The sequence below is a fragment of the Phenylobacterium sp. GW821-FHT12F10 genome (genome assembly GCF_058806695.1).
Genome location: NZ_JBXAPY010000001.1, coordinates 1,451,721 through 1,476,024 on the forward strand (window position 1 = coordinate 1,451,721; position 24,304 = coordinate 1,476,024).

21 protein-coding genes are annotated in these 24,304 nt (G+C 68.6%); 14 read left to right on the forward strand and 7 right to left on the reverse strand.

The genetic code is table 11. The features are described from left to right. Positions 1-18: 18 nt before the first annotated feature. The gene (folK, locus tag AC1RN5_RS07310) at positions 19-552 is read left to right on the forward strand and encodes a 2-amino-4-hydroxy-6-hydroxymethyldihydropteridine diphosphokinase (RefSeq protein ID WP_493040574.1); all 534 of its coding nucleotides are present in this window, start codon (positions 19-21) and stop codon (positions 550-552) included. Here folK and AC1RN5_RS07315 read toward each other — a convergent pair. Continuing rightward, positions 516-1,127, reverse strand: a complete 612-nt coding sequence (locus AC1RN5_RS07315; protein ID WP_493040575.1) for a DUF998 domain-containing protein — start codon at positions 1,125-1,127, stop codon at positions 516-518. The two genes, folK and AC1RN5_RS07315, sit on opposite strands and share 37 nt — an antisense overlap. Positions 1,128-1,275: 148 nt before the next feature. Here AC1RN5_RS07315 and rpoZ point away from each other — a divergent pair, with 148 nt between their 5' ends. Next, positions 1,276-1,635 (forward strand): DNA-directed RNA polymerase subunit omega, encoded by a 360-nt coding sequence (gene rpoZ / locus AC1RN5_RS07320; RefSeq protein WP_215340105.1) that lies wholly within the window; start codon positions 1,276-1,278, stop codon positions 1,633-1,635. Between the two features lie 95 nt (positions 1,636-1,730). Further along, complete coding sequence (locus AC1RN5_RS07325; protein WP_493040576.1) at positions 1,731-3,899, forward strand: RelA/SpoT family protein; 2,169 nt, start codon at positions 1,731-1,733, stop codon at positions 3,897-3,899. Here AC1RN5_RS07325 and AC1RN5_RS07330 read toward each other — a convergent pair. The 4 genes from AC1RN5_RS07330 to AC1RN5_RS07345 all read right to left on the reverse strand — a co-directional run bounded on the left by AC1RN5_RS07330 (position 3,896) and on the right by AC1RN5_RS07345 (position 11,475). Further along, the gene (locus AC1RN5_RS07330) at positions 3,896-7,069 is read right to left on the reverse strand and encodes an amidohydrolase family protein (protein ID WP_493040577.1); all 3,174 of its coding nucleotides are present in this window, start codon (positions 7,067-7,069) and stop codon (positions 3,896-3,898) included. The two genes, AC1RN5_RS07325 and AC1RN5_RS07330, sit on opposite strands and share 4 nt — an antisense overlap. A 44-nt stretch (positions 7,070-7,113) precedes the next feature. Then, entirely contained in the window at positions 7,114-9,549 is a 2,436-nt protein-coding gene (locus tag AC1RN5_RS07335; RefSeq protein WP_493040578.1) for a TonB-dependent receptor plug domain-containing protein, read from the reverse strand. Between the two features lie 349 nt (positions 9,550-9,898). Beyond that, a complete protein-coding gene (locus tag AC1RN5_RS07340) occupies positions 9,899-10,600 on the reverse strand; it encodes a glutathione S-transferase family protein (RefSeq protein WP_493040579.1) in 702 nt (233 codons plus the stop codon). Further along, complete coding sequence (locus AC1RN5_RS07345; protein ID WP_493040580.1) at positions 10,597-11,475, reverse strand: TauD/TfdA dioxygenase family protein; 879 nt, start codon at positions 11,473-11,475, stop codon at positions 10,597-10,599. The genes AC1RN5_RS07340 and AC1RN5_RS07345 overlap by 4 nt, the downstream gene beginning before the upstream one ends. A 190-nt stretch (positions 11,476-11,665) precedes the next feature. Here AC1RN5_RS07345 and AC1RN5_RS07350 point away from each other — a divergent pair, with 190 nt between their 5' ends. After that, a complete protein-coding gene (locus tag AC1RN5_RS07350) occupies positions 11,666-12,562 on the forward strand; it encodes an EamA family transporter (protein ID WP_493040581.1) in 897 nt (298 codons plus the stop codon). Here AC1RN5_RS07350 and AC1RN5_RS07355 read toward each other — a convergent pair. Next, on the reverse strand, positions 12,550-13,074 hold the full coding sequence (locus AC1RN5_RS07355) for a GNAT family N-acetyltransferase (RefSeq protein ID WP_493040582.1): 525 nt from the start codon (positions 13,072-13,074) through the stop codon (positions 12,550-12,552). The genes AC1RN5_RS07350 and AC1RN5_RS07355 overlap by 13 nt on opposite strands. 77 nt (positions 13,075-13,151) lie before the next feature. Between AC1RN5_RS07355 and pyrE the strand changes: the two genes are divergently transcribed. The 8 genes from pyrE to recO all read left to right on the forward strand — a co-directional run bounded on the left by pyrE (position 13,152) and on the right by recO (position 19,321). After that, positions 13,152-13,736: an orotate phosphoribosyltransferase gene (gene pyrE / locus AC1RN5_RS07360; RefSeq protein WP_421931614.1), complete on the forward strand. Its 585-nt coding sequence runs from the start codon at positions 13,152-13,154 to the stop codon at positions 13,734-13,736. Continuing rightward, a complete protein-coding gene (locus tag AC1RN5_RS07365; protein ID WP_493040583.1) occupies positions 13,733-14,491 on the forward strand; it encodes a pyridoxine 5'-phosphate synthase in 759 nt (252 codons plus the stop codon). The genes pyrE and AC1RN5_RS07365 overlap by 4 nt, the downstream gene beginning before the upstream one ends. Then, positions 14,488-14,886, forward strand: coding sequence for a holo-ACP synthase (gene acpS, locus AC1RN5_RS07370; protein ID WP_493040584.1), 399 nt, complete (start codon positions 14,488-14,490; stop codon positions 14,884-14,886). Before AC1RN5_RS07365 ends, acpS begins: the two co-directional genes overlap by 4 nt. Positions 14,887-14,945: 59 nt before the next feature. Then, a complete protein-coding gene (locus tag AC1RN5_RS07375) occupies positions 14,946-16,085 on the forward strand; it encodes a serine hydrolase (RefSeq protein WP_493040585.1) in 1,140 nt (379 codons plus the stop codon). A 97-nt stretch (positions 16,086-16,182) separates the two neighbouring features. Further along, positions 16,183-16,962 (forward strand): signal peptidase I, encoded by a 780-nt coding sequence (gene lepB, locus AC1RN5_RS07380; RefSeq protein WP_493040586.1) that lies wholly within the window; start codon positions 16,183-16,185, stop codon positions 16,960-16,962. Continuing rightward, the gene (rnc, locus tag AC1RN5_RS07385) at positions 16,959-17,657 is read left to right on the forward strand and encodes a ribonuclease III (protein ID WP_493040587.1); all 699 of its coding nucleotides are present in this window, start codon (positions 16,959-16,961) and stop codon (positions 17,655-17,657) included. Before lepB ends, rnc begins: the two co-directional genes overlap by 4 nt. Then, entirely contained in the window at positions 17,654-18,586 is a 933-nt protein-coding gene (gene era / locus AC1RN5_RS07390; protein WP_304697463.1) for a GTPase Era, read from the forward strand. The genes rnc and era overlap by 4 nt, the downstream gene beginning before the upstream one ends. Before the next feature lie 3 nt (positions 18,587-18,589). Continuing rightward, positions 18,590-19,321 (forward strand): DNA repair protein RecO, encoded by a 732-nt coding sequence (recO, locus tag AC1RN5_RS07395; protein WP_493040588.1) that lies wholly within the window; start codon positions 18,590-18,592, stop codon positions 19,319-19,321. Here recO and AC1RN5_RS07400 read toward each other — a convergent pair. Continuing rightward, on the reverse strand, positions 19,318-19,659 hold the full coding sequence (locus AC1RN5_RS07400) for a hypothetical protein (RefSeq protein ID WP_493040589.1): 342 nt from the start codon (positions 19,657-19,659) through the stop codon (positions 19,318-19,320). The genes recO and AC1RN5_RS07400 overlap by 4 nt on opposite strands. A 386-nt stretch (positions 19,660-20,045) precedes the next feature. On the opposite strand from AC1RN5_RS07400, the gene parC reads away from it, so the two are divergent. Together parC and aspS are read left to right on the forward strand one after the other, a co-directional pair. Continuing rightward, positions 20,046-22,295, forward strand: a complete 2,250-nt coding sequence (gene parC, locus AC1RN5_RS07405) for a DNA topoisomerase IV subunit A (protein WP_493040590.1) — start codon at positions 20,046-20,048, stop codon at positions 22,293-22,295. Between the two features lie 190 nt (positions 22,296-22,485). Next, positions 22,486-24,273, forward strand: coding sequence for an aspartate--tRNA ligase (gene aspS / locus AC1RN5_RS07410; protein WP_493040591.1), 1,788 nt, complete (start codon positions 22,486-22,488; stop codon positions 24,271-24,273). Positions 24,274-24,304: the final 31 nt, after the last annotated feature.

Consider the following 24,304-nt stretch of genomic DNA (forward strand, 5'->3'; position numbering starts at 1 on the left):
ATAGGGGGCGGGGGGCGCATGGACCTGGACGGGGCTGTCATCGTCGCGCTGGGCGGTAATATGGCCGGCGACTATGGTTCGTCCGAAGCTCTTCTGGAGGCGGCGCTCGCTCGTTTCGCCCAGGCGGGATTGCCTGTGGTCGCCCGGTCGTCCTGGTGGAGCTCTGCCGCCTGGCCGGACCCGACCGTCAACGAGTATCGCAACGGCGTCGCGCTTGTCGAGACGAAGCTTAGCCCCCTGGAAGCTCTGCATACCCTTTTTTCAATCGAGGCGACCTTCGGTCGCGTCCGGAGCGAGAAAAACGCGCCCCGGACCCTCGATCTGGACCTCATCGCCCATGGTCAAGCTGTGCTGGCGCAGCAGGAACTGACCCTGCCGCATCCCCGCGCCCACGAGCGGTTGTTCGTCATGGGGCCGCTTGCGGAGATCGCCCCGGACTGGCGTCATCCCACCCTGGGAGCGACGGCGCGCGACCTGGCCGCCCGCGCCACCGTCGGCCTGGATGCGCGGCCGGTTCAGGCCGCCGCGGCGCGCCTGCGGCCCATGGCCTGATCGAGGCAGACGGCGGCCACCGCGATCCACGGAATGCTGCTCAGCGCGTAGGCCCGCTGCCAGAGGCCCACGTCGGCGCGGTGAACCAGGCCCCCGACCCCCATCATGATGGCGAACAGGGCGCCCGAGGCGATCAGAACCAGCAGCAGGAAGGTCTTCAGGCCGGTCATCTGGGCCCGGCCCGTGAGGGCCAGGAAGACCAGCAGGGGCGCGACCTGGATCGCCATGCCCAGGCCAAAGCCGCCGTGCCGCTCGTCGGGCATGGGGAACATGCCGCCCATGATCATCGAGGCGCCCCAGAGGCTGATGCTCAGCCCCGCGAGACTCGAGAAGATCCAGCCCTTCGACAGGGCCCGCAGCACCAGGGCGAACCCCAGGCCGGCGAGGACCGCGCAGACCCCGGCGGCGATGATTCCGTCGTTGAAGATCTCGGGTCGGGCCGCCGAGGCCGAGCCCAGTTCGCTGGCGTACTGGGTGACGTGGCTGTAGCCGGGATAGAAGAGGGATCCGACGATCACGGCGCCGAAATAGAGGACCGGCGCGGCGATGCCGAGCCGTAAGAGCCACCTGTCCATATGACCGCTCCAAGCTTGACTATTGGGGTCAACTTGGTCGCCTGCGACCATTCACGTCAAGCCGGCCCCCGATTGGCGCCGTTGCGGCGTTGCACAATGAGCTCAAACCCTCTATTTTGTTCGGTTCTACCCCCGACTTGAGGATTCCATGGCCCGCGTCACCGTCGAAGATTGCATCGAACGAGTTCCGAACCGCTTCAGCCTCGTGCTGCTGGCGGCCCACCGGGCCCGCGCCATTTCGGCCGGCTCGGCCATCCTGGTCGATCGCGACAACGACAAGAATCCGGTCGTCTCCCTGCGGGAGATCGCCGATGACGTGGTGGACGCCGAGGAGCTGCGCGAGACCCTGATCGGGACCCTGCAGCGGGTCGATGAGCGCTCCGAGGCCGAGGAAGAGGCTGAAACCCTCGCCCTGCTGGCCGATCCGACCCACATGCAGATGAGCGAGCTGGAACTGGTCCGCGCCCTGCAGAGCGACCGTGACGGCGGTCAGGAGGAGCGGTACTGAGCCCGGAAGGCGCAGAACCCCTCACGCTTACGGCGGCGCCTGACACCGCCGCCGACCAGAAGATCGCGCCGCCGAGTCCGTCTCGGCCGCCACGCATGCTCCGCCAGTATGAGCTGATCGAGAAGGTCCGCTCCTACGACCCGACCGCCGACGAGGCGATCCTGAACCGCGCCTATGTCTACGCCATGCGCATGCATGGCTCGCAGAAGCGCGCCTCCGGAGACCCCTATTTCGCCCACCCCATCGAGGTGGCGGGCATCCTCACCGACTACCGGCTGGACACCGCGACCATCGTCACGGCCCTGCTGCACGACGTGATCGAGGACACCCCGGTCAGCGCCCAGGACATCACCGACCTGTTCGGCTCGGAGATCAGCGAGCTGGTGGAGGGCGTCACCAAGCTCACCAAGCTGGAGCTCAACAGCGAGCACACCAAGCAGGCCGAGAACCTGCGCAAGTTCATCCTGGCCATCTCCAAGGATGTCCGCGTCCTGATGGTCAAGCTGGCCGACCGCCTGCACAACATGCGGACGCTGCACTATATCAAGAGCCCGGCCAAGCGCGAGCGGATCGCCCGCGAGACCCTGGACATCTACGCCCCGCTCGCCCGCTCCATCGGCTGTCACCGCATCTGTTCGGAGCTGGAGGAGCTGGCCTTCGAGCACCTGAACCCGGTGGCCCGCGACGCCATCGGCCGCCGGCTTGAGGCCCTGCGCATCGAGCAGGGCGGCGCCGTGGCGGTGGTTTCGGGCGAGATCGCCTCGAAGCTTGAGGCCGGCGGCCTGACGGCCCGGGTCTTCGGCCGCGAGAAGAACCCCTATTCGATCTGGCGAAAGCTGCAGCGCAAGTCGATCGGCTTCTCCCAGCTCTCCGACATCTACGCCTTCCGGGTGATCGTGGACTCCGAGGAGGACTGCTACCGGGCGCTGGGGGTCATCCACCGCGCCTGGCCCAGCGTCCCCGAGCGGTTCAAGGACTTCATCTCGACGCCCAAGCGCAACAACTACCGCTCGATCCACACCACGGTGGTGGGGCCCAAGGGCATGCGCATCGAGATGCAGATCCGCACCGAGGCCATGGACCGGGTGGCCGAGGAGGGCGTGGCCGCTCACTGGCGCTACAAGGACAAGTCCTACGGCTTCGACGCCGAGGCCCAGGCCGACGCCGGGGGCCGCGACCCGCTGCTCAACCTGCGCCACCTGGTCCAGGTGCTGGAACATGGGGGCGATGTCGAGGAGCTGGTGGAGCACGCCAAGCTCGAGATGTACCTCGACCAGGCCTTCGTCTTCACGCCGAAGGGCAAGCTGGTCAGCCTGCCCCGCGGGGCCATGCCCCTCGACTTCGCCTATGCCGTCCACACCGACGTTGGCGACACCTGCATCGGCGTGAAGATCAACGGCGAACTCAAGCCCTTACGGACGACTCTTCAGAACGGGGATGTGGTCGAGGTCATCCGCGGCGCCAAGCCCGTGGTGCCCCCCGACTGGCGCTCCCTGACCGTCACGGGCCGGGCCCGCTCGGCCATCCGCCGCCACATCCGGCAGACGGAGAAGGAAGAGTTCACAAGGCTGGGCCGCGCCACGGTGGACCAGACCTTCGAGCGCGCCGGCAAGGCCCGCAAGGACGTCTCCCTGAAGCCCGCCCTGGAACGCTTCGCCGTCGCCGCTGAGGACGACCTGTTCGAGATCGTCGGCCGCGGCCGCATCTCGCCCACCCAGGTGCTGGACGTGATCTTCCCCGGCCTCAAGGCCTCCGACCGCGAGGCGGCCACCGCCGTGCGCCGGATCGAGGGCGGCAAGGCCGCTAGGCTCTATGTGCGCGGCGGCGGCCTGACCCCCGGCGTCTCCCTGCACTTTGGCCAATGCTGCACCCCGGTGCCCGGCGACCGCATCGTCGGCATCATCGAGCCCGATGGCGGCGGCCTGACGGTCCACACCATCGATTGCGCCAAGTTGGCGGAATATGAGGACAAGGAAGAGCTCTGGCGCGACCTGCAGTGGACGCCGGAGGCCGAGCGCAACACCGTCACCCTCTCGCGCCTGACCGCCACCATCCGCAATGCGCCCGGCGTGCTGGGGCAGGCCTGCACGGTGATCGGCGAGGCCGGCGGCAATATCGTCAACCTGCGCATGCACCGCCGCCACGCCGACTTCTTCGACGTCGACTTCGATGTCGAGGTGAAGGACGCCCGCCACCTGACCCACATCGGCGCCGCCCTGCGCGCCAACCCGTCCATCGAGACGGTGGAGCGGGGAAAAGGCTAGACCTCGACCGCCACGAACCGCCGGCGCCCGTTCTGTTGCACCGCGCAGAAGGGGTCGACGCAGCAGGCGGCGCGGCCGGATTCCACGTAGGCCGCCTCGTGCCACCATTGGCCGCCCCTGCGGGCCGCGAAGGGCTTGACCGGCGTCGCGTCGGCGTGGGCGACATCCTTGAACGGGGCGATCAAGCCGGCGATGTCGAAGACCTCGCCGTTCTTCATCACCTGCCGCACGGCCGCGGCGTCCTCGATGCGGACCAGGGGATTGCCCTCGGTCACCACCAGGTCGGCCAGGGCGCCGACGGTCAGCGTGCCCAGGGGCTGCTCCAGGAACTCACCGGAGAACCGGGTCGCGGTGGTGAGGGCCTCGAAGGGGGTCAGGCCGTACCTCACCATGGCGCGCAGGTTCATGTGCAGGCTGACGCCGTTGAAATCGATGGGAGAATCGGTCCCGGTCACCACCCGTCCGCCGCTGCGCAGGATATCGCGCAGGTGCTCGACATTGTGGGCCAGGGAGGCCAGCGCCACCGAGGGATCGCCGGCCGCGGCCTGTTCGGCCCGCTCCAGCAGTCGGGCGTATTCCCACGGCGGATAGAGGGCCTTGGTGCGGGCGTCGTCCACCAGGGAGCGGTCCTGGCCATACATGGCCGAGGCCGAGAACAGGGTGGGGGTGCGCCGCGCCCCGCTCTGGACGAAGAGGGCGGTGACGTCCTGGTAGCTGACCCCCATGGCGCTGGTGGTCCGCGAATAGCCGAACCGGCTGGTGGCCCCGATGTGCTCCATGCCGTCCAGGCCGAAGCTCAGCGCCGGATAGTGGTAGTGGGAGGTGACGGGCAGACCCCGCGCATGGGCCCATTGGGTCAGCTCGCGGCTGGCGGCCAGGGGCAGGCGCACATAAGACTTGATGAGGTCGTAGCCGAGCGCCTCGACCCGATCCAGCTCCAGCTTCATCTGGCCCGGCTCGGTCACCGGCCGCATGAAGTTGTAGTAGATGCGCGAGCCGTCGATGGCCTCGCCGGTGGAGAAGTAGCGCGGCCCGACCCGGGCGCCGGCGTCGAGGGATTCCCGGTCCTCCACCATGTGATAGGCGGGCGAGCCCGGCGAGCGGGTGGTGGTGACCCCCAGGGCCAGCCACAGCCGGCCCTCGCGGTCGCCATAGCCGTATCCCTGCATCTGGCGGTGGGCGTGCATCTCCACCAGGCCCGGGATCACCGTGGCGTCGCGGGCGTCGATCAGCCGGGCGTCGGTGGGGCCCTGGCCGGCGGGGAGGACCGCGGCGATACGATTGCCCTCCACCACGATGTCCCGGTCCCGCGCCAGGTCCGGACCGGTTCCGTCCCACAGCCGTCCGGCGCGCACCACGGTGCGGCCCTGCGGCTTGGCGTTGGCCCAGGTGAGGGCGAGCTTGATGGTCCTGGGCGCGCCGCCGGCGGCCGGGATCAGCCGCAGCTTGCCGCCCGACAGGTAGAGGAGCTGGCTGGAATCCCCGCTCCAGGTGGGGGCGTCGCTGACCTCGTCGTTCAGGACCTTGGGGGCGCTGGTGAACCTGCCCACGGCGTCCACCTCCACCGTCCACAGGCGGCTGGCGAAGACATAGGCCAGGGTCTTGCCGTCCGGTGACCAGACCGGGCCATCGTCGCCCCGCGTGCCCAGGGACTTGTGCGGCGCGTGAGGCTGGTAGGTCGCCGCGCCGGTGGCGACGTCGACGGTCATGATCTCGCTGAGACCCTCGCGGAAGCGGGCGTTGTAGGGTTTGAAGGCGGCCAGCGCGATGGTCTTGCCGTCGAGGCTCCAGCTCGGCTTGCCGGGTTCCCAGATGGCCCCGAACCGCTGCTTGATGGCGCCGGTGGCCACATCGACGGTGTGCAGGGAGCCGGTCTGGTCGAGGAAGGCGATCTGCTTACCGTCCTTGGACCAGGCGGCCGACAGCGCGGCGCCGGCGTGCCGGGTCACCTGACGGTCGGCGCCCGTGGCCAGGTCCCGGACCCAGATGTCCAGCTTGCCCGCGCGGTCGGTGGAGTAGGCCAGGAGCTTGCCGTCCGGCGACCAGGCGGGGTCGCATTTCCAGAAGCTGTCCTTGATGAGGGCCGCGGGCTTTCCGCCGTCGGCGGGCAGGAGCCAGAGATCGTTGAGAGCGCGGAAGGCGACCTGGGTTCCGTCCGGCGACAGGGCGGGGCTGCCTATGCCCACCACCGGCTTTGGGCGGGTGGAATCGTAGTCCCGGGTCTTCTTGACGTAGCGCGGAGTGCTGACCGGGACGGCGAGGGAGAACGCGATGGTCTTGGCCCCGCCGGGCCCGCGCCGCTTGATCTTGCCGTCGGCCGCATAGACCAGGTCGCCGCCCGGCAGCCAGGTGGGGCGGAAGGGGAAGATGTCCTCGCCCTTCACCAGGGCGCCGCCCGCGCCGCGCAGTTCGGCGACCCCGGACTCGATGACGTGGTAGACGATGTCCTTGCCGTCCGGGGTGAAGCTGGGGCTGTGCAGCTCGGTCGGGTTCATCCGGTCGGCCGAGGCCTTGAGGGTGGCCGCGGTCGCCGCCTTGCCGGCGGCGTCCACCACCTCGATGCGGGACCGGTCGACGGCGAAGGCGATCCTGGTCCCGTCCGGCGACCAGCAGGGTTCGCAGGCCTGGCCCTTGGCCTGCGCCCACAGCCGGATGGCGCCGGTGGCCAGGTCGAGGACGTGGATCGCGTAGGGGCCGGTGGTGTCCGAGGCGAAGGCGATCGCCTTGCCGTCCGGCGACCAGCGGGGCTCGCGGCAGTCGAAGGGTCCCCTGGTGAGCTGCTTGAGGTCGGTCCCGTCGGCGGCGACCGTCCAGAGGTGGAAATTGCCGTCCCGATAGGACTGGAAGACCAGGCTGCGCGAATCCGGCGACCAGTCGGGCTGGGCCCCGTCGGTGAGATCGTCGGTGAGGCGCGTCGCCGCCCCGCCCTCGACCGGCACGGTCCAGATCACCCCGAACAGGTCGAAGGCCACCGCCTTGCCGTTCGGGGCGGCGGTGACGGCGATATTGGTGCCCTCCACCACCGTGACATATTGCGGGCCGGGGGTCGGGGGAGCGACGACGGGCTTGGCGACCGCCCCCGTGGCCGGGACGGACGAGACGGCCAGGACCGTCCCGCCCAGGGAAAGCAATCGACGGCGATCCACGCCGCCGCCACGCCCGTCGTCCATGATGCTCTCCGCCTTGAAGAAAACCGCCGCCCGGACCGGACGTCTTAGAAGGTGACCGCCATCTTGGCGTAATAGAAGCCGCCGCTGATGCCGTATGGCGAGTACTGATTGTAGTAGGCGAACTGCGGCGTGCCCCGGTTGGCTACCTTGGTGATGTCCGGGTACTCGTTGAGCAGGTTGTTGGCGCCGATGGAGACCCGCACGTTGTCGGTGACGTCGTAGCTGAGATCGAGGTCGACGATGCCCTGGGGCGCCAGGGTTTCGTCGTTCACCGGGTTGGCGGTGCGCTGGATCACCTCGCCGAAGCGGGTGATGCGCAGGACCGCTTCGAAGCCGCCCACGGTCCAGTCGGCCGAGACCACCTGTTTGTCGCGGGGCGTGCCGACGGTGAAGTCGCCGATCTTCACCCGATCGATCAGCACCAGTCCGGCGGCGGCCAGGGCCGGCGGCGGCGGGGTGATGCGGTCGAACTCGCTCTTGTTGTAGTTGGCCGCGAAGGTCCACTTCACCGAACCCCAGCCGTCGAAATCGGTGCGGTAGTCGGCCACGAAGTCGACGCCCTTGGTCGTCGTGTCGGCGGCGTTGGCGTAATAGAAGACCGCCTGCTGCGGGTTGAGCCCCTGGCTGGCCAGGGCGGCGGAGACCGTCGCGTTGGGCCCCAGCGTCCCGCTCTGCATGATCCGGTCCTTGATCTGGATCTGGTAGACATCCAGCGTCACGTTCATGCGCGGCAGGGGCTGAGCCACCAGGCCGATGGAGTAGTTGGTGGAGGTTTCCGGCTCCAGGGGCTTGGCGCCTAGCGCGATGGCCGCGGGGTTGTCCGGCGGCAGGAGCTGGACGGGGTAGAGAACCGTCCCGGTGGGGAACGAGACCCCGATGGTGCTGGAGGAGCCGTAGTGCTGCTGCTGCAGCGACGGCGCGCGGAAGCCGGTGGAGGCGGTGCCGCGGATCGCGAACCCGTCCCAGGGCTCAAATCGCGTGGAGAACTTGGCGGTCTTGGCCTCGCCGAAGTCCGAATAGCTCTCGTAGCGGCCGGCCAGGGAGACTTCCCAGTTGTCGGTGATCTTCTGTTCGAAGTTCAGATAGGCGCTGGTGTTGTTGCGGGTGAAGGTCCCGGCCGAGAAGGGCGGGAAGCCGGTCACGCCCTGCGACCCGCCGGAGGTCACCTGGCCGGCCAGCGGCGTGCCCGCCGGGGCGCGGTAGTTCCCGTTGACGTAGGAGGCCAGCTCGCCGGCCTCGATGCTGAACTCGTCCTTGCGGTATTCCAGGCCGCCGGCGGCGAACAGCGGCGCGGCGAAGAGGCCGGTCTCGAACTCGCGGGTCAGATCGAAGTTGGTGGTCCACTCCTCGAAGGCCAGGGTCCCCAGATAGAAGAAGCTGGGGCTGGCCGGGCCCATGGAGGCGTTCAGCGAGTTCTCGTAATAGCCCACCTCGTTGCGGCTGAAGGTGGTGGACAGGTCCCAGTTGAAGCCCAGCAGGTCGTCGCCCTTGGCGCCGGCGGCGATCTGGTAGTCGCGGTCCTCCAGGAACAGGCGCGGCGAGTAGCCGTCGGGATAGACCGCGGTGTTGTTGTTGAGGGAATTGGGGTTGCGGAAGGTCAGCCAGGCGGCGGTGTCGCGGCTGGAGATGGTGCCGAAGGAATAGAGCTTCAGGTGGTCGCCGACCGGCAGGCCGGCGCTGTAGCCCGCCGAGTAGAGCTGGAGCTGCGGCGAGCCCGGGTGGCTGGTGTGGCGGCTGAGCGTGCTCTCGCGCGGGTCCAGGGTGCCGGGCGCCGGCGCGAAGTAGAGCTGGGTGGTGTTGGGGGTCAGCTCGCCGCGATCGGTGCTGTTCTGGGTCTTGGCGTCCAGGGTCACGCTCAGGAAGCCGCCGTCCCCGAAGGCGAAGCCCATATTGGCCGAGGCCTGGGCGGTCTTGCCGTCTCCCTGGCCGGTGGCGCCCACCAGGGCGTTGAAGCCGCCGCCGGAGTCGTTGGTCTTCAGGATGATGTTGATGACGCCGGCCAGGGCGTCGGAACCGTACTGGGCCGAGGCGCCGTCCCGCAGCACCTCGATGCGCTCGATGGCCGAGGAGGGGATCAGGTCCAGGTCGGGCGGCGACTGGCCGTTCTGGGTGGTGCCGTTCACGAACAGGATGGCGGTGTTGTGCCGCCGCTTGCCGTTCACCAGCACCAGGGTCTGGTCGGCCGACAGGCCCCGCAGGGACACCGTCTTGATGGCGAAGCTGGCCCCGGCCCCGGAGTTGGAGGTGTTGGCCGAGGGCACCAGGGTGGAGATCAGGTCGCGGGTGGACTGCTTGCCGCTCTTGGCCAGCTCGGCGGAGGACAGGACATCGATGGGCGCCAGGCTGGTGGTGACCGTGCGCGAGGTGGCCCGGGTGCCGGTGACGATGACCTCGTCCACCTCGGTGGCCTTCTGCGCGAAGGCCGGTGTGGCCGCCAGGCCCAGAACCAGCAGGCTGGCCGCTGTCAGATACGCTTTCATGCCGTCTATCCCCCGTTACGGATGATTGGAAATGCCGGCCTGGACTCCTCCATGGGTCGTTGATGCTCAATTCTTGACGGTGTCTTCAAAGACAACGGCGCTGAGTCATCGATCTTCCGCACCGAGGCGCTCGCGGAATACGAGTGATCCTCAGCGTTGGTGACGCGTGAATACTTTGTGGTTGGACGATGCCCGCCCCGTCCTCTTGCCAGGGCAGGAGACAGAGCCGGCGGATCGGCGTCAATCTACAGAAGTCGGCGGGCGACTATTGGCCCAACCCTGGCGACGCATTCAGCAGGCGGACGGTCCTCTGCCCATTCCGCGGTCAGGCTCGGGACCGCCTGATCGCTCAGGTTGCGGCGCGCGCGGCGCTCGCCATGGCCTTGGCGGCGGCCTGTTCCTGGGCGATGGCGTCGCGAGTCTCGGCGATCAGCCGCCTGGCGATGGGATCGGTCTGGATCGCCCGCCAGTAGGCCGCCAGCTTCGGCAGGTCCTCCAGGGGATCGGGGGTTCCGAACAGGCCCGGAATCCACTCGCAGGCCAGGACCAGCTGCGGGGCGATGGCGCCGTCGGCTTGGGTCAGGCTCGAGCCCACGGCATAGCCCTCGGGCCCGATGTATTCCTCCAGGAAGCCCAGGGCCTCGGCTACCTTGTCCGTGGCCGTCCGGATGGCGACCGGGTCCCAGTGTTTGCGCGAGCGCGCGGAGAAGCTGAACAGCGGGACCATGGCCATGACCACGTAGAAGTCGCAGATGCGGGAGAGCAGCCGCATCTGGGCTCGGCCCCAGGCGTCGGCCGGCTGGGTGGCGGGGAGGGGATAGGCCTCCTCCAGGTATTCGCAGATCACCTCGGACTCTGGCAGGGCGCGGCCGTCGTCCAGCACCAGGGCCGGGACCCGGCCGATGGGATTGATCAGCAGGTAGTCGCCCTTGGACTCCGCCGAGGAGTGGAAGCCCGGGGGCTCGATGATCTCCACGGCCAGGTCCTTGGCGTAGATCATCAGCCGAACGCGGGTGGGGAAGGGCGAGGAATAGGTCTGGAACAGCCTCATCGGGCGTGGGCCAGGCGACCGGCGCCGGCCTTGGCCTCGACCCCGGGCCAGGCGTCCACCGTCACCCGCCGCATGTGCCGCCGCTGGCCCGGATAGTCATTCAGCGCATAGTGCCAGACCGAGCGGTTGTCCCAGAAGGCCACGGAGCCCGGGGACCAGGCGAAGCGGGTGGTGAAGCGTTCGCTCCGGCAGTGGTCGAACAGGAAGTCCAGCAGGGCCTTGGACTCCCTGGTGCTCCAGCCCTCGATCTTCATCGTGAAGGCCGGGTTCACATAGAGCGCTTTCCGCCCTGTCTCCGGGTGGACAAGAACCACGGGGTGAATGAACTCGCCCGTCGCCCCCTCGGCCTCGGCCACGTTCATGGAGGAGCGCTTCTGGGCCGAGTGGCCGCTGGCGGAATATTCCCGGCCGGCCGAATGGACCGCGTTGAGAGTCTCCAGGGTGGCGCGCAGCCCGGGGGTCAGGGCCTCGAAGGCCGCCGCCTGGCTGGCGAACAGGGTGTCGCCGCCATAGTCGGGCAGCTCCACCGCATAGAGGATGGAGCCGATGGAGGGATGCTCCAGGAAGCTCATGTCGGAATGCCAGCCGCCGCCGAAATTCACCCGGTCCTGCGGCTCCTTGATGATCTCCATCACCTCGGGGTGGTCGGCCATGCCGGCGACATAGGGGTGGATGTTCAGCGGGCCGAACCGCCGGCCGAAGGCCAGCTGCCGCTCCGGCGTCAGGGCCTGGTCACGGAAGAAGATCACCTGGTGCTCGACGAAGGCCTGGCGAATCTCGGCGATAAGCTCGTCGCTGAGCTCCTGGGACAGGTCGACGCCGGAGATCTCGGCGCCCAGGGCGCCGGCGGTGCGGCGGATGCGCAGGTTGGGCATGGCTCTCGTCCTCCCGGGCGCCTGGCGTGCGCCTCTGGGCGGGATTTCGTCACGTCCAGGCGCGCCGTTCAATCCCCGTGGCCCGCAGTTTTTCTGCCGCGAGGGGGGAGGGCGGCTGGGGCGAGCGCCTAGCTTTTCGGGGCGACGACGCCTAAGTCCGGCCCAAGGCCCTGCTTCCAAGGACGATCTGATGACCTCCACCGCCCTGACCTGGCGTTCGGCCCTGCTGGCCCTGGCCGTGGTGGCGGTGTGGGGCACCAACTTCGTGGTGATCAAGGTGGCGCTGGCCCATCTGCCGCCGCTCACCTTCGCCACCCTGCGCTTCACCTTCGCCCTGTTGCCGGCGGTGTTCTTCCTCAAGCGGCCCGCCGTGCCGTGGCGCAACCTGGCGGCCTATGGGGTGCTGATCGGCCTGGGTCAGTTCGGCATGCTCTACCTGGCCATGCAGCACGACATCTCGCCGGGCCTGGCCTCCCTGGTGGTGCAGGTCCAGGTCTTCTTCACCATCGGCTTGTCGATGTGGTTGACCGGCGAGCGGGTGAAGCGGTTCCAGGTGGCGGCCCTGCTGCTGGCCACCGGGGGCCTGGCGGTGATCCTGTGGCACACGGACGGCTCCACCACGCCGCTCGGCCTGGGCTTGGTCCTCATCGCCGCGGCGAGCTGGGCCGGGGGCAACCTGGTGCAGCGCTCGACCCCGGGGGTCAATTCGTTGGCCTATGTGGTCTGGGCCAGCCTGTTCTCCATTCCGCCCCTGCTGATCCTGTCCCTGGTGTTCGAGGGCGCGCCGCGGATGATCCAGGGCCTCGCCCACGCCGACGCCGCCACCTGGGCGGCGGTGCTGTGGCAGTCGGTGGGCAACACCCTCTTCGGCTACGCCGCCTGGGGCTGGCTGCTGGCCCGGTATCCGGCGGCCACCATCTCCCCGCTCGCCTTCTTCGTGCCGGTGTTCGGCATGGCGGCCTCGGCCGCCCTGCTGGGCGAGCCCATGCAGGGCTGGAAGCTGGCGGCGGCCGGTCTGGTGCTGGGGGGCCTGGCGCTGAACATGTTCTGGCCCATGCTGCGCCGGCCCGTCCTTCAGGCCTCGTAGGCGTACATCCGGTAGGGGACGTCCACGCCCTGGGGCCGGGAGAACTTCATCGTGTCCTCGACGAAGTGGAACCCCAGCCGCTTCAGCACCGCGCCCGAGGCCGGGTTCTCCGCATTGTGCCCGGCGACGATGCGCTTGAGCCCCAGGGTCCCGACGGCGAAGTCCATCAGGGCCGCGGCGGCCTCGCGGGCGTAGCCCTGGCCCCAATAGGGTTCATCGAACCAGTAGCCGATCTCGCCACAGGTCCCGGAGATGTCGTCGATATCGGCCGTGCCGATCATCACCCCATCGAGGAGCACGGCGAAGCGGTAGGCCGTGCCGGCGGCCCATTCCTTTCCGTGCAGGTCGGCCCACGCGTCCATGGCCGCCTCGGTGGCGGGCCAGGGCGCCAGGCGCAGCATGCGGGTGACATTCCAGTTGGACTGGATCTGGGCCATGCGCCGGGCGTCGCCGGGTTCGGTGGGACGCAGGATCAGGCGGGCCGTGGTCAAGCGGATGTCGCGGCTCAGCATGGATTGCGTCTCTCCCACCACCATCCCAGATGACAGCCTGACGTGGTTTCGCTAAGCCGCGTCAAGGAGGCGCTCTCATGAACACCGAACAGGTCCTGGAAGAATTCCGCGCGTCGGGCGCCCTGCGTGAGGGCCACTTCGTGCTCTCCAGCGGGCTGCATTCGGGGACATTCCTGCAGAAGAACCTCGTCTTCCAGTATCCCGACCGCACCGAGCGCCTGTGCAAGGCGCTGGCGGCCAAGATCATCGAGGCCGTGGGCCCGGTGGACCTGTGCATTTCGCCGGCGGTGGGTGGCATCATTCCGGGCTACGAGACCGCGCGGCACCTGGGGGTGCCGTCGATGTATGTCGAGCGCGAGGGCGGGTCCTTCAAGCTGCGGCGCGCCTTCTCGATCCCGCCTGGCGCCCGCATCGCCATGGTGGAGGACATCGTCTCCACCGGCCTGTCCTCCCGGGAATGCGTCGACGCCATCAAGGCGGCCGGCGGCAATGTGGTGGTGGCCGCGGCCATCGTCGACCGCTCCGGCGGCAAGGCCGATCCGGGCGCGCCCTTCGTGGCGCTCGCCCGTCTCAACGTCCCGGCATATCCGGCCGACCAGCTGCCGCCCGAGCTGGCGGCGATCCCGGTGGAAGACCCGGGCAGCCGGAGACTGCACGGATGAGCCGTCTTCGCCTCGGCGTGAACATCGACCACGTGGCCACCATCCGGAACGCCCGGGGCGCCACCTATCCCGATCCGGTGCGGGCCGCCGAGATGGCCATGGCCGCCGGCGCCGACGGCATCACCGCCCACCTGCGCGAGGACCGCCGGCATATCTCCGACGCCGACATGGACGCGCTCGCCGCCATCACCCGCCGGCGCGGCATCCCGCTGAACTTCGAGATGGCGGTCACGGCCGAGATGGAGGCCATCTGCCTGGCCCACGTCCCCCACGCCGCCTGCCTGGTGCCCGAGCGCCGGGAAGAGGTGACCACCGAGGGCGGCCTGGACGTGGTCAAGGGCCACAACGCCATCACCCCCACCGTGCGCCGCTTCGTGGAAGCCGGGATCCGGGTCTCCTGCTTCGTGGACGCCGACCTGGACCAGGTGGCCGCCGCCAAGTCCGTCGGCGCCCAGGTGGTGGAGCTGACCACCGGCCCCTATTGCGACGCGGTCCGCGACCGCTCGCCCGAGGCGCCGCTCCTCTTGGAGAAGCTGCGCGCCACCGCCGCCGAGGCCCACCGCATCGGCCTGGAGGTCCATGCCGGCCACGGCATGGACTATGAGAGCGTCAAGCCGGTCGCCGCGATCGCTGAGGTGATGGAACTGAACATCGGCCACTTCCTGATCGGGGAGGCGATCTTTGTGGGCCTGACGCCGGCGATCCAGCGGATGCGCGCCCTGATGGACGAAGCCCGCGCCGAGCGCGCGGCATGATCCTGGGGATCGGCTCGGACCTGTCGGACATCCGCCGGGTCCACGCGACCCTGGAGCGGTTCGGCGATCGCTTCACCCACCGCATCTTCACCGAGATCGAGCGCGCCCGCTCGGAGCGCAAACCGGACAAGGCGTCGAGCTACGCCAAGCGCTTCGCCGCCAAGGAGGCCTGCGCCAAGGCGCTGGGCACCGGCATGCGCGCCGGGGTCTTCTGGCGCGACATGGGGGTGGTGAACATGCGCTCGGGCCAGCCCACCATGGCGCTCACCAACGGCGCCCTGGCCCGCCTGGAGAAGATGGTCCCGGCCGGCCACAGGCCGGTGATCCACCTGTCGCTGACCGACGACCACCCCTACGCCCAGGCCTTCGTGATCATCGAGGCGGTGCCGGAGTAAGCCATCCCGCCACGGGCGAGGACGGGTGAGGCGCGCGCGGTTCGTGCTAGGATTGCGTCATGTCGGGGGCCTCCGCAAAAACGCACGACCGGCGCCGCCTGCGCTTTTCGCTGGCGCTGGTGACCCTGGTCCTGGCGCTCGCCTGGCCCCAGGCGCGGCGGCCGGCCGAGCGCCTCCCGGCCGGGCGCACCGTGCAGCAGGCCGTCGCGGCCACCGAGGCGCCGGATCTCTCGAAGACGATCATCGCTCTGGGGCGTGGCTTCGACGGGCGGGTCGGCATCGCTGTGCGCGATGTCGACGAGGGCTGGACGGCCTCCTTCGACGGCGACAGCAAGTTCCCCCAGCAGAGCGTCTCCAAGCTTTGGGTGGCGCTGGCGGCCCTGGACGCCGTGGACCGGGGCAGGATGGCGCTGGCCGACACCCTGGTGGTCCGCAAGGACGACCTCAGCATCTTCCACCAGCCGCTGCGCAAGTTCGTCGGGGCGAACGGCTATCCGGTCTCGGTGCGCGAGCTGATCTTCGGCGCCATCGCCCAGAGCGACAACGCCGCCAACGACATGCTGGTGGCCCATGTCGGCGGCCAGGCCGCCGTCCAGGCGATCCTCGACTCCCATCGCCTCAAGGGGGTCTGGGCCAGCCCGCCCGAGAAGGTGATGCAGGCCCAGATCGCCGGCCTGGACTGGAAGCCGGAATACTCCTTCGACCGCACCTTCTGGACCGAGCGCGACACCCTGTCGCCCGAGGCCCGGTCGGTGAACCTGGATGAGTACCTGCAGGACCCCTATGACGCCGCCACCCCGGTCGGCCTGGTGACCGCTCTGGCCCGCCTGCGCCGCGGCGAGCTCTTGTCGCCGGCCTCGACGGGCCTGCTGCTGGACATCATGGCCGAGACCGAGACCGGACCCAGCCGGCTGCCGGCCGGTCTCGCCCCGGGCTGGCGGCTGGCCCACAAGACCGGGACCGGCCAGGTGATGGGGCCGGTGGCCACCGGCTTCAACGACGTGGGGATCATGACCGCCCCGGATGGCCACAGCTACGCGGTGGCGGTGATGATCGCCCAGACCCGCCGGCCGACGCCCGAGCGCCAGGACCTGATGGCCGCCGTCGCCCGCGCCGTGATCGCCCATCACGACCGCCACGCCGCCGCCCAAACCGGCGTCCATGGCCAAGCCTCGGGCGATGCGACCCATTCGCCTTGATGAAGAGTTCACGGGCGCGACTCTTGCCGCTGAGCTATGCAGCGGTTAGCTACAGCCTCTCCATGCCCCGGTGCGCCGGTTGTTTTCGGAACCCAATATGACTGACGACGTGCACAGCGCGGGCTCCGAGAAATCGGGCGCCATGAACGAGATCGTGGAGATCGTGAAGACGGTCGTCTACGCCCTCATGATCGCGCTGTTCCTGCGGGTGATCTTCTTCCAGCCCTTCACCATCCCATCGGCCTCGATGGAACCCACCCTGCTGGAGGGCGACTACATCATCGTGTCGAAGTATTCCTACGGTTACTCGAAGAACTCGATCCCCTTCAGCCCGCCCCTGTTCAAGGGACGGATCATGGAGCGAATCCCGGAGCGCGGCGACGTCGTCGTCTTCAAGCTGCCCCGCGACGGCCACGTCGACTACATCAAGCGCCTGATCGGCCTGCCCGGCGACCGGATTCAGGTCATCGGCGGCGTGCTGCACATCAACGGCCAGGCCATCCCGCGCAAGCCCCTGGCCCCGGTGATGGTGGATTCCGGCTACGGCTTCACCCGCAATGTCGAGCGCTTCGAGGAGACCTTCCCGAACGGGAAGCGCTTCATCACCTATGACTTCGGCCCCGACGGCGACGTCGACAACACCAAGGTCTTCGTGGTGCCCGAGGGGAACTACTTCTTCATGGGCGACAACCGCGACAACTCCCTCGACAGCCGCGTGGCGCCCGAGGCGGGCGGCGTGGGCTACGTCCCGGCCGAGAACCTTGTGGGCAAGGCCCGCATCATCATGCTGTCGTGGAACAAGGGCGCCTCGCTCTTCAAGCCTTGGACCTGGGTCCTGGACGCGCGGCCCAGCCGGTTCTTCCACAGCCTGAAATGAACAAGCGCGACGTCGCGGTCTCCGAACTCGAGGCCCGCATAGGCCACGTTTTCAAGGACCGGGACCTGCTGGAGCGGGCCCTGACCCACGCCAGCGTCGGCGATGGGGCCACCAAGGTGCGCCACAACGAGCGGCTGGAGTTCCTGGGGGACCGGGTGCTCAACCTGCTGGCCGCCGAGGCCCTGATGGCCCTCAACACCGAGGCCCGCGAGGGCGAGATGAGCCGGCTGATGGCGGCCCTGGTGAACTATCACGCCTGCGCCGACGTCGCCCGTTCCGTGGGCCTGCCCGACGCCCTGCGGTTGGCGGCCAGCGCCACCAAGATCGGCGCCCGCGAAAACGACACGGTCCTCGGGGACGCGTGCGAAGCCCTGATCGCGGCCCTATATATCGACGGCGGCATGGACGCGGCCCGGACCTTCTTCCAGACCTTCTGGGCGGACCAGTTCGCGGCCCTGGACGAGCCGCGCAACAAGGATCCCAAGACCCGTTTGCAGGAATGGGCCCAGGCCCAGGGCCTGGCCCTGCCGGCCTACAGCCTGGTCTCCCGCACCGGCCCCGACCACGCCCCGGTCTTCACCGTCCAGGTGGCGATCGCCGGCTATGAATCCCAGGCCGCCGAGGGCCGATCGAAACAAGAGGCCGAAAAGGCCGCAGCTCAGGTAATGTTGTTGAAACACGAGACCACCCAATGACCCGTGCAGGTTTTGTCGCCATCATCGGCGCGCCCAATGCGGGCAAGTCCACCCTGACCAACCGGATGGTGGGCGCGAAGGTCTCCATCGTCACCCAGAAGGTCCAGACCACGCGCTTCCCGGTCCGCGGCGTCGCCATCGAGGGCGACACCCAGATGGTGCTGGTGGACACGCCCGGCATCTTCACCCCGCGCCGCCGGCTGGACCGCGCCATGGTGCGCTCGGCCTGGGGCGGGACCGAGGACGCCGACGCCATCGTCCACCTGGTGGACGCCGCCGCCGAGATCGCCGTCAACGAGGGCCGCGGCAAGGCCGCCGACCGCCGCGGCATGGCCGACGTCGACACCATCGTCGAGGGCCTGAAGGCCTCCGGCAAGCAGGTGATCCTGGCGCTCAACAAGATCGACGGAGTCAAGCGCGAGAACCTGCTGGCCATCTCTCAAAGGCTCTTCGAAACAGGCGTCTACAGCGAGGTCTTCATGATCTCCGCGGCCACCGGCGCCGGGGTCGACGACCTCACCAAGCGGCTGGTGGAGCTGATGCCCGAGGGCCCCTGGCTCTATCCCGCCGACCAGACCGCCGACCTGCCGGTCCGCCTGCTGGCGGCCGAGATCACGCGGGAGAAGATCTATCTGCGCGTCCACGAGGAGCTGCCCTATGCGGCGGCCGTCGAGACGACGTCCTTCGAGGAACGCAAGGACGGCTCCCTGCGCATCGAGCAGACCATCTATGTGGAGCGCGAGAGCCAGCGTCCCATCGTGCTGGGCGCCAACGGCCAGACCCTGAAGTGGATCGGCCAGAAATCGCGCGAGGAGCTCACCACCCTGCTGGGGGTGACCGTCCACCTGTTCCTGACCGTGAAGGTCGACGAACGCTGGGCTGACAAGCGCGAGTTCTACGGCGACGTGGGCCTCGACTTCGACGTCTAGCCCATGGAATTCGAAGACGACGCCTTCGTGCTCTCGGCCCGGCCCCATGGGGAAGCCGGGGCCATCGTGGAGTTCCTGACCGCCAACCATGGCCGCTACGCCGCCCATGTGGCCGGCGGGACCTCGCGCCGGCTCAAGCCCCTGCTGCAGGCCGGGTCGCGGGCGGTGATCGCCTATCGGGCCCGGGTGTCCGACCAGCTTGGCTCGGCGACCCTGGAACCGGTGGGGGAGGGGCCATCGGCCCTGTTCGACGATGCGCTCGCCTTGGCGGGCCTGGCCGCCGCCGCCGCCGTGGCCGCCGCCGCCCTGCCGGAGCGTGAACCGCACGCCGGCGCCTTCTACGCCTTCGAGGCCCTGACCGACTCCCTGATCCATCCCGACATCTGGCCGGCCATCTTCGTGCGGTTCGAGGCTGGGCTGCTGCAGGACCTGGGCTTTGGCCTGGACCTGTCGAAGTGCGCCGCCACCGGGGCGCCGGACGACCTGATCTATGTCAGTCCCCGCACGGGCCGGGCGGTGAGCCGGGCGGCGGGCGAGCCCTACAAGGACCGGCTGCTGGCCCTGCCGCCCTTCCTGCTCTCGGCCCAGGGCGGCATCGCGCCCGGCGACGTCGGCGCGGGCCTGGACCTGACCGCCCACTTCCTGCAGGCCTTCGTCTTCAATCCCCTGAACCGGCCGCTTCCGCCGGCCCGGCTCTGGCTTGTAGACCGTCTATCTGACGCAGACCGGCTCTAAGGCTGCGGTAGCCGGCGAAGTTCGGGCGACCCGTCCTGCATTTTCAACGGCGTGATCCAGACGCCGGCGCGGGAGCAGACGATTCGTTGAGGGTACTCGCCGGTTTCAGGGGGCAATTCAAAATCGGCGCGCCATGCAACCCCGGAGGTTTTTCCTTGGGTCACTAGGCGTCGCTGTATATGTCCGTGCAGTCGCGCTTCGACGATCTCGCGCGCGAAGTCCTCGCAGGACGCCACCAGAGCTGGGTCCTTGCCTTCGTCAGGATTTTCCCCATCGGGAGACATCGACGGATCTTCCCACTTCGGGGATGAAGCGACGACAGGCTTGGGGTCGCCCACCGAAGCATTCCGTTCCCGAAACTGCCTGTCTACGGCCTGACAGGTCGCCTGGGCAGCTCGACAAGCGGCGACGTCGCCGATGTTCGCGACACACTGGTCACCGGCGGTGACGCAGGCGTCCGGCGGGGTCAGGGCGACAGAGAGTGGCTTGTCGGCTCCCGCGCAACCGCTCAGCAGTAGGACGGCGAGGCCCCAGCCACAAGTGCTGAGGCATCCCGAAAACGCGTGATGTATTTGGTGGTTCACCGGCTTCGCCCCTCGAAACTGACAGAGCTTCGTTCACCTCCGAGCGGCGAGCAACAGGGCCGTGGATGCGGCGGCGAGACCGCAAGACTTGAGCGCGACGTCCCGCTAGAATCACCTCCCAACGAGTTCGCGATTCTCCCATGACCAAACACACCCCCCCGCCGTTCGACGGTGACGGCGAGCGCATCATCGACGAGCCGCTGACCGAGGCCCTGTCCCGGCGGTATCTGGCCTATGCGCTCTCCACCATCACCGGCCGGGCCCTGCCCGATGTGCGCGATGGCCTCAAGCCCGTGCACCGGCGCCTGATGTACGCCATGCGCATGCTGCGCCTGGACCCCACCACCACGGCCAAGAAGTGCGCGCGCGTGGTCGGCGACGTGATCGGTAAGTATCACCCGCACGGCGACGTGGCGGTCTATGAGGCCCTGGTGCGCCTGGCCCAGGACTTCGCCCAGCGCTACCCGCTGGTGGATGGCCAGGGGAACTTCGGCAATATCGACGGCGATAACGCCGCGGCCATGCGCTATACCGAGTGCAAGCTCACCGTCGCCGCCCAGCTGCTGCTGGACGGGATCGACGAGGACGCGGTGGACTTCCGCTCCACCTATGACGGCGAGGACGAGGAGCCCGTCGTCCTGCCGGCCGGCTTCCCCAACCTGCTGGCCAACGGCTCCTCGGGCATCGCCGTGGGCATGGCCACCTCCATCCCGCCCCACAACGCCGCGGAACTGATCGACGCCTGCCTGGTGCTGCTGAGCAATCGCGAAGCCACCACCATGGACCTGCTGGAGCACGTCCAGGGCCCCGATTTCCCCACCGGCGGCGTGATCGTCGAGCCCAAGGCGTCGCTGGCCGAGACCTACGAGACCGGCCGTGGCGGCGTCCGCGTCCGCGCGCGCTGGTCCAAGGAGGACAACGGCCGCGGCACCTACCAGATCGTCATCACCGAGATTCCGTACCAGGTGAAGAAGGCCGACCTGGTGGAGCAACTCGCCAGCCTGATCGAACTCAAGAAGGCGCCCCTGCTCGGCGACGTGCGCGACGAGAGCGCCGAGGACGTGCGCCTGGTGCTCGAGCCCAAGAGCCGCAACGTCGAGCCCGAGGTCCTGATGGAGAGCCTGTTCAAGCTCTCCGACCTGGAGACCCGCTTCCCGGTCAACATGAACGTCCTGGACGCCCGCGGCACGCCCGGCGTCATGAGCCTGAAGCGCTGCCTGCAATCCTTCCTGGATCACCGCCGCGAGGTGCTGATCCGCCGCGCCCGCTTCCGCCTCAACAAGATCGAGGCCCGGCTGCACATCCTCGACGGGATGCTGATCGCCTTCCTCAATCTGGACGAGGTGATCCGCATCGTCCGCTACGAGGAGGAGCCCAAGGCCAAGCTGATCGAGGCCTTCGAGCTCTCCGACCTCCAGGCCGACGCCATCCTCAACACCCGCCTGCGCCAGTTGGCCCGGCTGGAGGAGATGGAGCTGCGCCGCGAACATGCCGAGCTGGCCGAGGAACGCGACGGCCTGGTGAAGATGCTGGGCGACGAAAAGGCCCAGTGGAAGCTGGTGGGCGTGGGCCTGAAGGACGTCCGCGCCATCCTCGGTCCCGACACCACGCTGGGCCGCCGCCGCTCCACCTTCGACACCGCCCCCGTCGTGGACGCCGACGCCGCCATCGAGGCCATGATCGTGCGCGAGCCGATCACCGTGATCCTGTCGGAACGCGGCTGGATCCGCGCCGCCAAGGGCCGGGTGGAGGACCCCTCGGAGCTGAAGTTCAAGGAGGGCGACAAGCTCGGCTTCCTGGTCCCGGCCGAGACCACCGACAAGCTGCTGATCTTCGCCTCCGACGGCCGGTTCTTCACCGTCGGCTGCGACAAGCTCCCCTCGGCCCGCGGCCACGGCGAACCTCTTCGCCTGATGCTCGATCTCGACGACAAGACCGACATCGTCGACATCTTCCCGTTCAAGGCCGGCGCCAAGCGGGTGATCGCCTCCAAGGAGGGCTACGGCTTCGTCATGCCGGAGGAGGAGGCCATCTCCGCCCGCCGCGCCGGCAAGCAGGTGCTGAACGTCGGCGCCAAGGGCGCGGCCTTCGCCATGCCGGCGACGGGCGACCACCTCGGCGTCATCGGTGACAACGGCAAGATCTTGATCTTCCCGCTCGCCGAACTGCCGGAGATGCCGCGCGGCAAGGGCGTGAAGCTGCAGACCTACCGCGAGGGCGGCCTGCGCGACGCCATCGTCTTCAACGAGGCCGACGGCGCGGCCTGGATCGACCCCGCCGGCCGCACGCGGGTCTGGGCCGAGTGGAAGGACTGGCTCGCGCGGCGCGCCGCCGCCGGCAAGCTGGCCCCCAAGGGCTTCCCGACGAGCAAGCGGTTCAAGCCGAAATGAGTGTCTCCCTCCCCTTCATGGGGAGGGGCAGATCGCGAAGCGATCGGGGTGGGGGAGTGTGGCCATTTTTCCCCACCCGTCCGCCGTTTCACGGCGTTCACCCTCCCCATGAAGGGGAGGGAGAAACGCTACCTCACCTTGACTTTCGACACCCCTCATGCGCCCTTCCGCGCCTTGATTTTCTAGAGCTTTGGCGACCATGCATCCCCACCGTTCCCATACCTGCGGCGCCCTCCGGTCGACGGACACCGGCCAGAATGTCCGCCTGTCGGGCTGGATTCATCGCAAGCGCGACCACGGCGGGCTGATGTTCATCGACCTGCGCGACCACTACGGTCTGACCCAGCTGGTGATCAGCCCCGAGACACCCGGCTTCGACCGCGTCGAGCGCCTGCGCGCCGAGAGCGTGATCCGGGTGGACGGCCAGGTCCTGGCCCGCTCGGCCGACACCATCAATCCCAACCTGCCCACCGGCGAGGTCGAGATCCGCGTGTCGTCCATCGACGTGATCTCCGAGGCCGCCGAGCTGCCGCTGCCGGTGTTCGGCGAGCCCGACTATCCCGAAGAGATCCGGCTCAAGCACCGCTACCTGGATCTGCGCCGCGAGACCCTGCACAAGAACATCGTCCTGCGCTCCAAGGTCATCCACTCGATCCGCAACCGCATGATCGGCCAGGGCTTCCTGGAGTATCAGACCCCGATCCTGACGGCCTCGTCGCCGGAAGGCGCGCGCGACTTCCTGGTGCCCTCGCGCCTGCATCCGTCGAAGTTCTACGCCCTTCCGCAGGCGCCCCAGCAGTTCAAGCAGCTGCTGATGGTGGCCGGCTTCGACCGCTACTTCCAGATCGCCCCCTGCTTCCGCGACGAGGACCTGCGGGCCGACCGCAGCCTGGAGTTCTACCAGCTCGACGTGGAGATGAGCTTCGTCACCCAGGACGACATCTTCGCCGCCATCGAGCCGGTGATGCACGGCGTCTTCGAGGAGTTCGCCGACGGCAAGAGCGTCACGCCCTATCCGTTCCCGCGCATTCCCTACCGCGACTCCATCGCTTGGTACGGCAGCGACAAGCCGGACCTGCGCAACCCCATCAAGATGGCCGACGTCTCCGAGCGCTTCCGCGGCGGCGGCTTTGGCCTGTTCGCCCGCATCCTGGAAGACGCCAAGAACGCCGTCTGGGCGATCCCGGCCCCCAAGGGCGGCAGCCGCGCCTTCTGCGACCGCATGAACTCTTGGGCGCAGGGCGAGGGCCAGCCCGGCCTGGGCTACATCTTCTGGAGCGAGGACCAGGGCGCCTGGGGCGGCCCGATCGCCAAGAACCTGGGCGCCGAGGCCACCGACGTCCTGATGAAGGAGATCGGCCTGGGCCAGGGAGACGCGGCCTTCTTCGTCGCCGGTGATCCCAAGACCTTCTACAAGTTCGCCGGCTCGGCCCGCACCAAGGTCGGGACCGACCTGAAGCTGATCGACGAGGACCGCTTCGAGTTCGTCTGGATCGTCGACTTCCCGATGTTCGAGATGAACGAGGAGACGAACCACGTCGACTTCTCGCACAACCCCTTCTCCATGCCTCAGGGCGAGCTGGAGGCCCTGGAGACCAAGGACCCCTTGGACATCCTGGCCTACCAGTACGACATCGTCTGCAACGGCTACGAGCTGTGCTCCGGCGCGGTGCGGAACCACCGTCCCGACGTGATGCTGAAGGCCTTCGATATCGCGGGCTACGGCCCCAGCGTCGTCGAGGAGCAGTTCGGCGGCATGCTCAACGCCTTCCGGCACGGCGCCCCGCCGCACGGCGGTCTGGCCCCCGGCATCGACCGGATCGTCATGCTGCTGGCCGGCCAGACGGCCATCCGCGAGGTCATCGCCTTCCCGCTGAACCAGCAGGGCCAGGACCTGCTGATGAACGCGCCGTCGGAGGTCGAGGACAAGCAGCTCAAGGAACTGCACATCCGCCTGGCCCCGCCGATCAAGGTCTAAGGGCCTCGGGCGGCTCCTCCGCTTCGGCGGA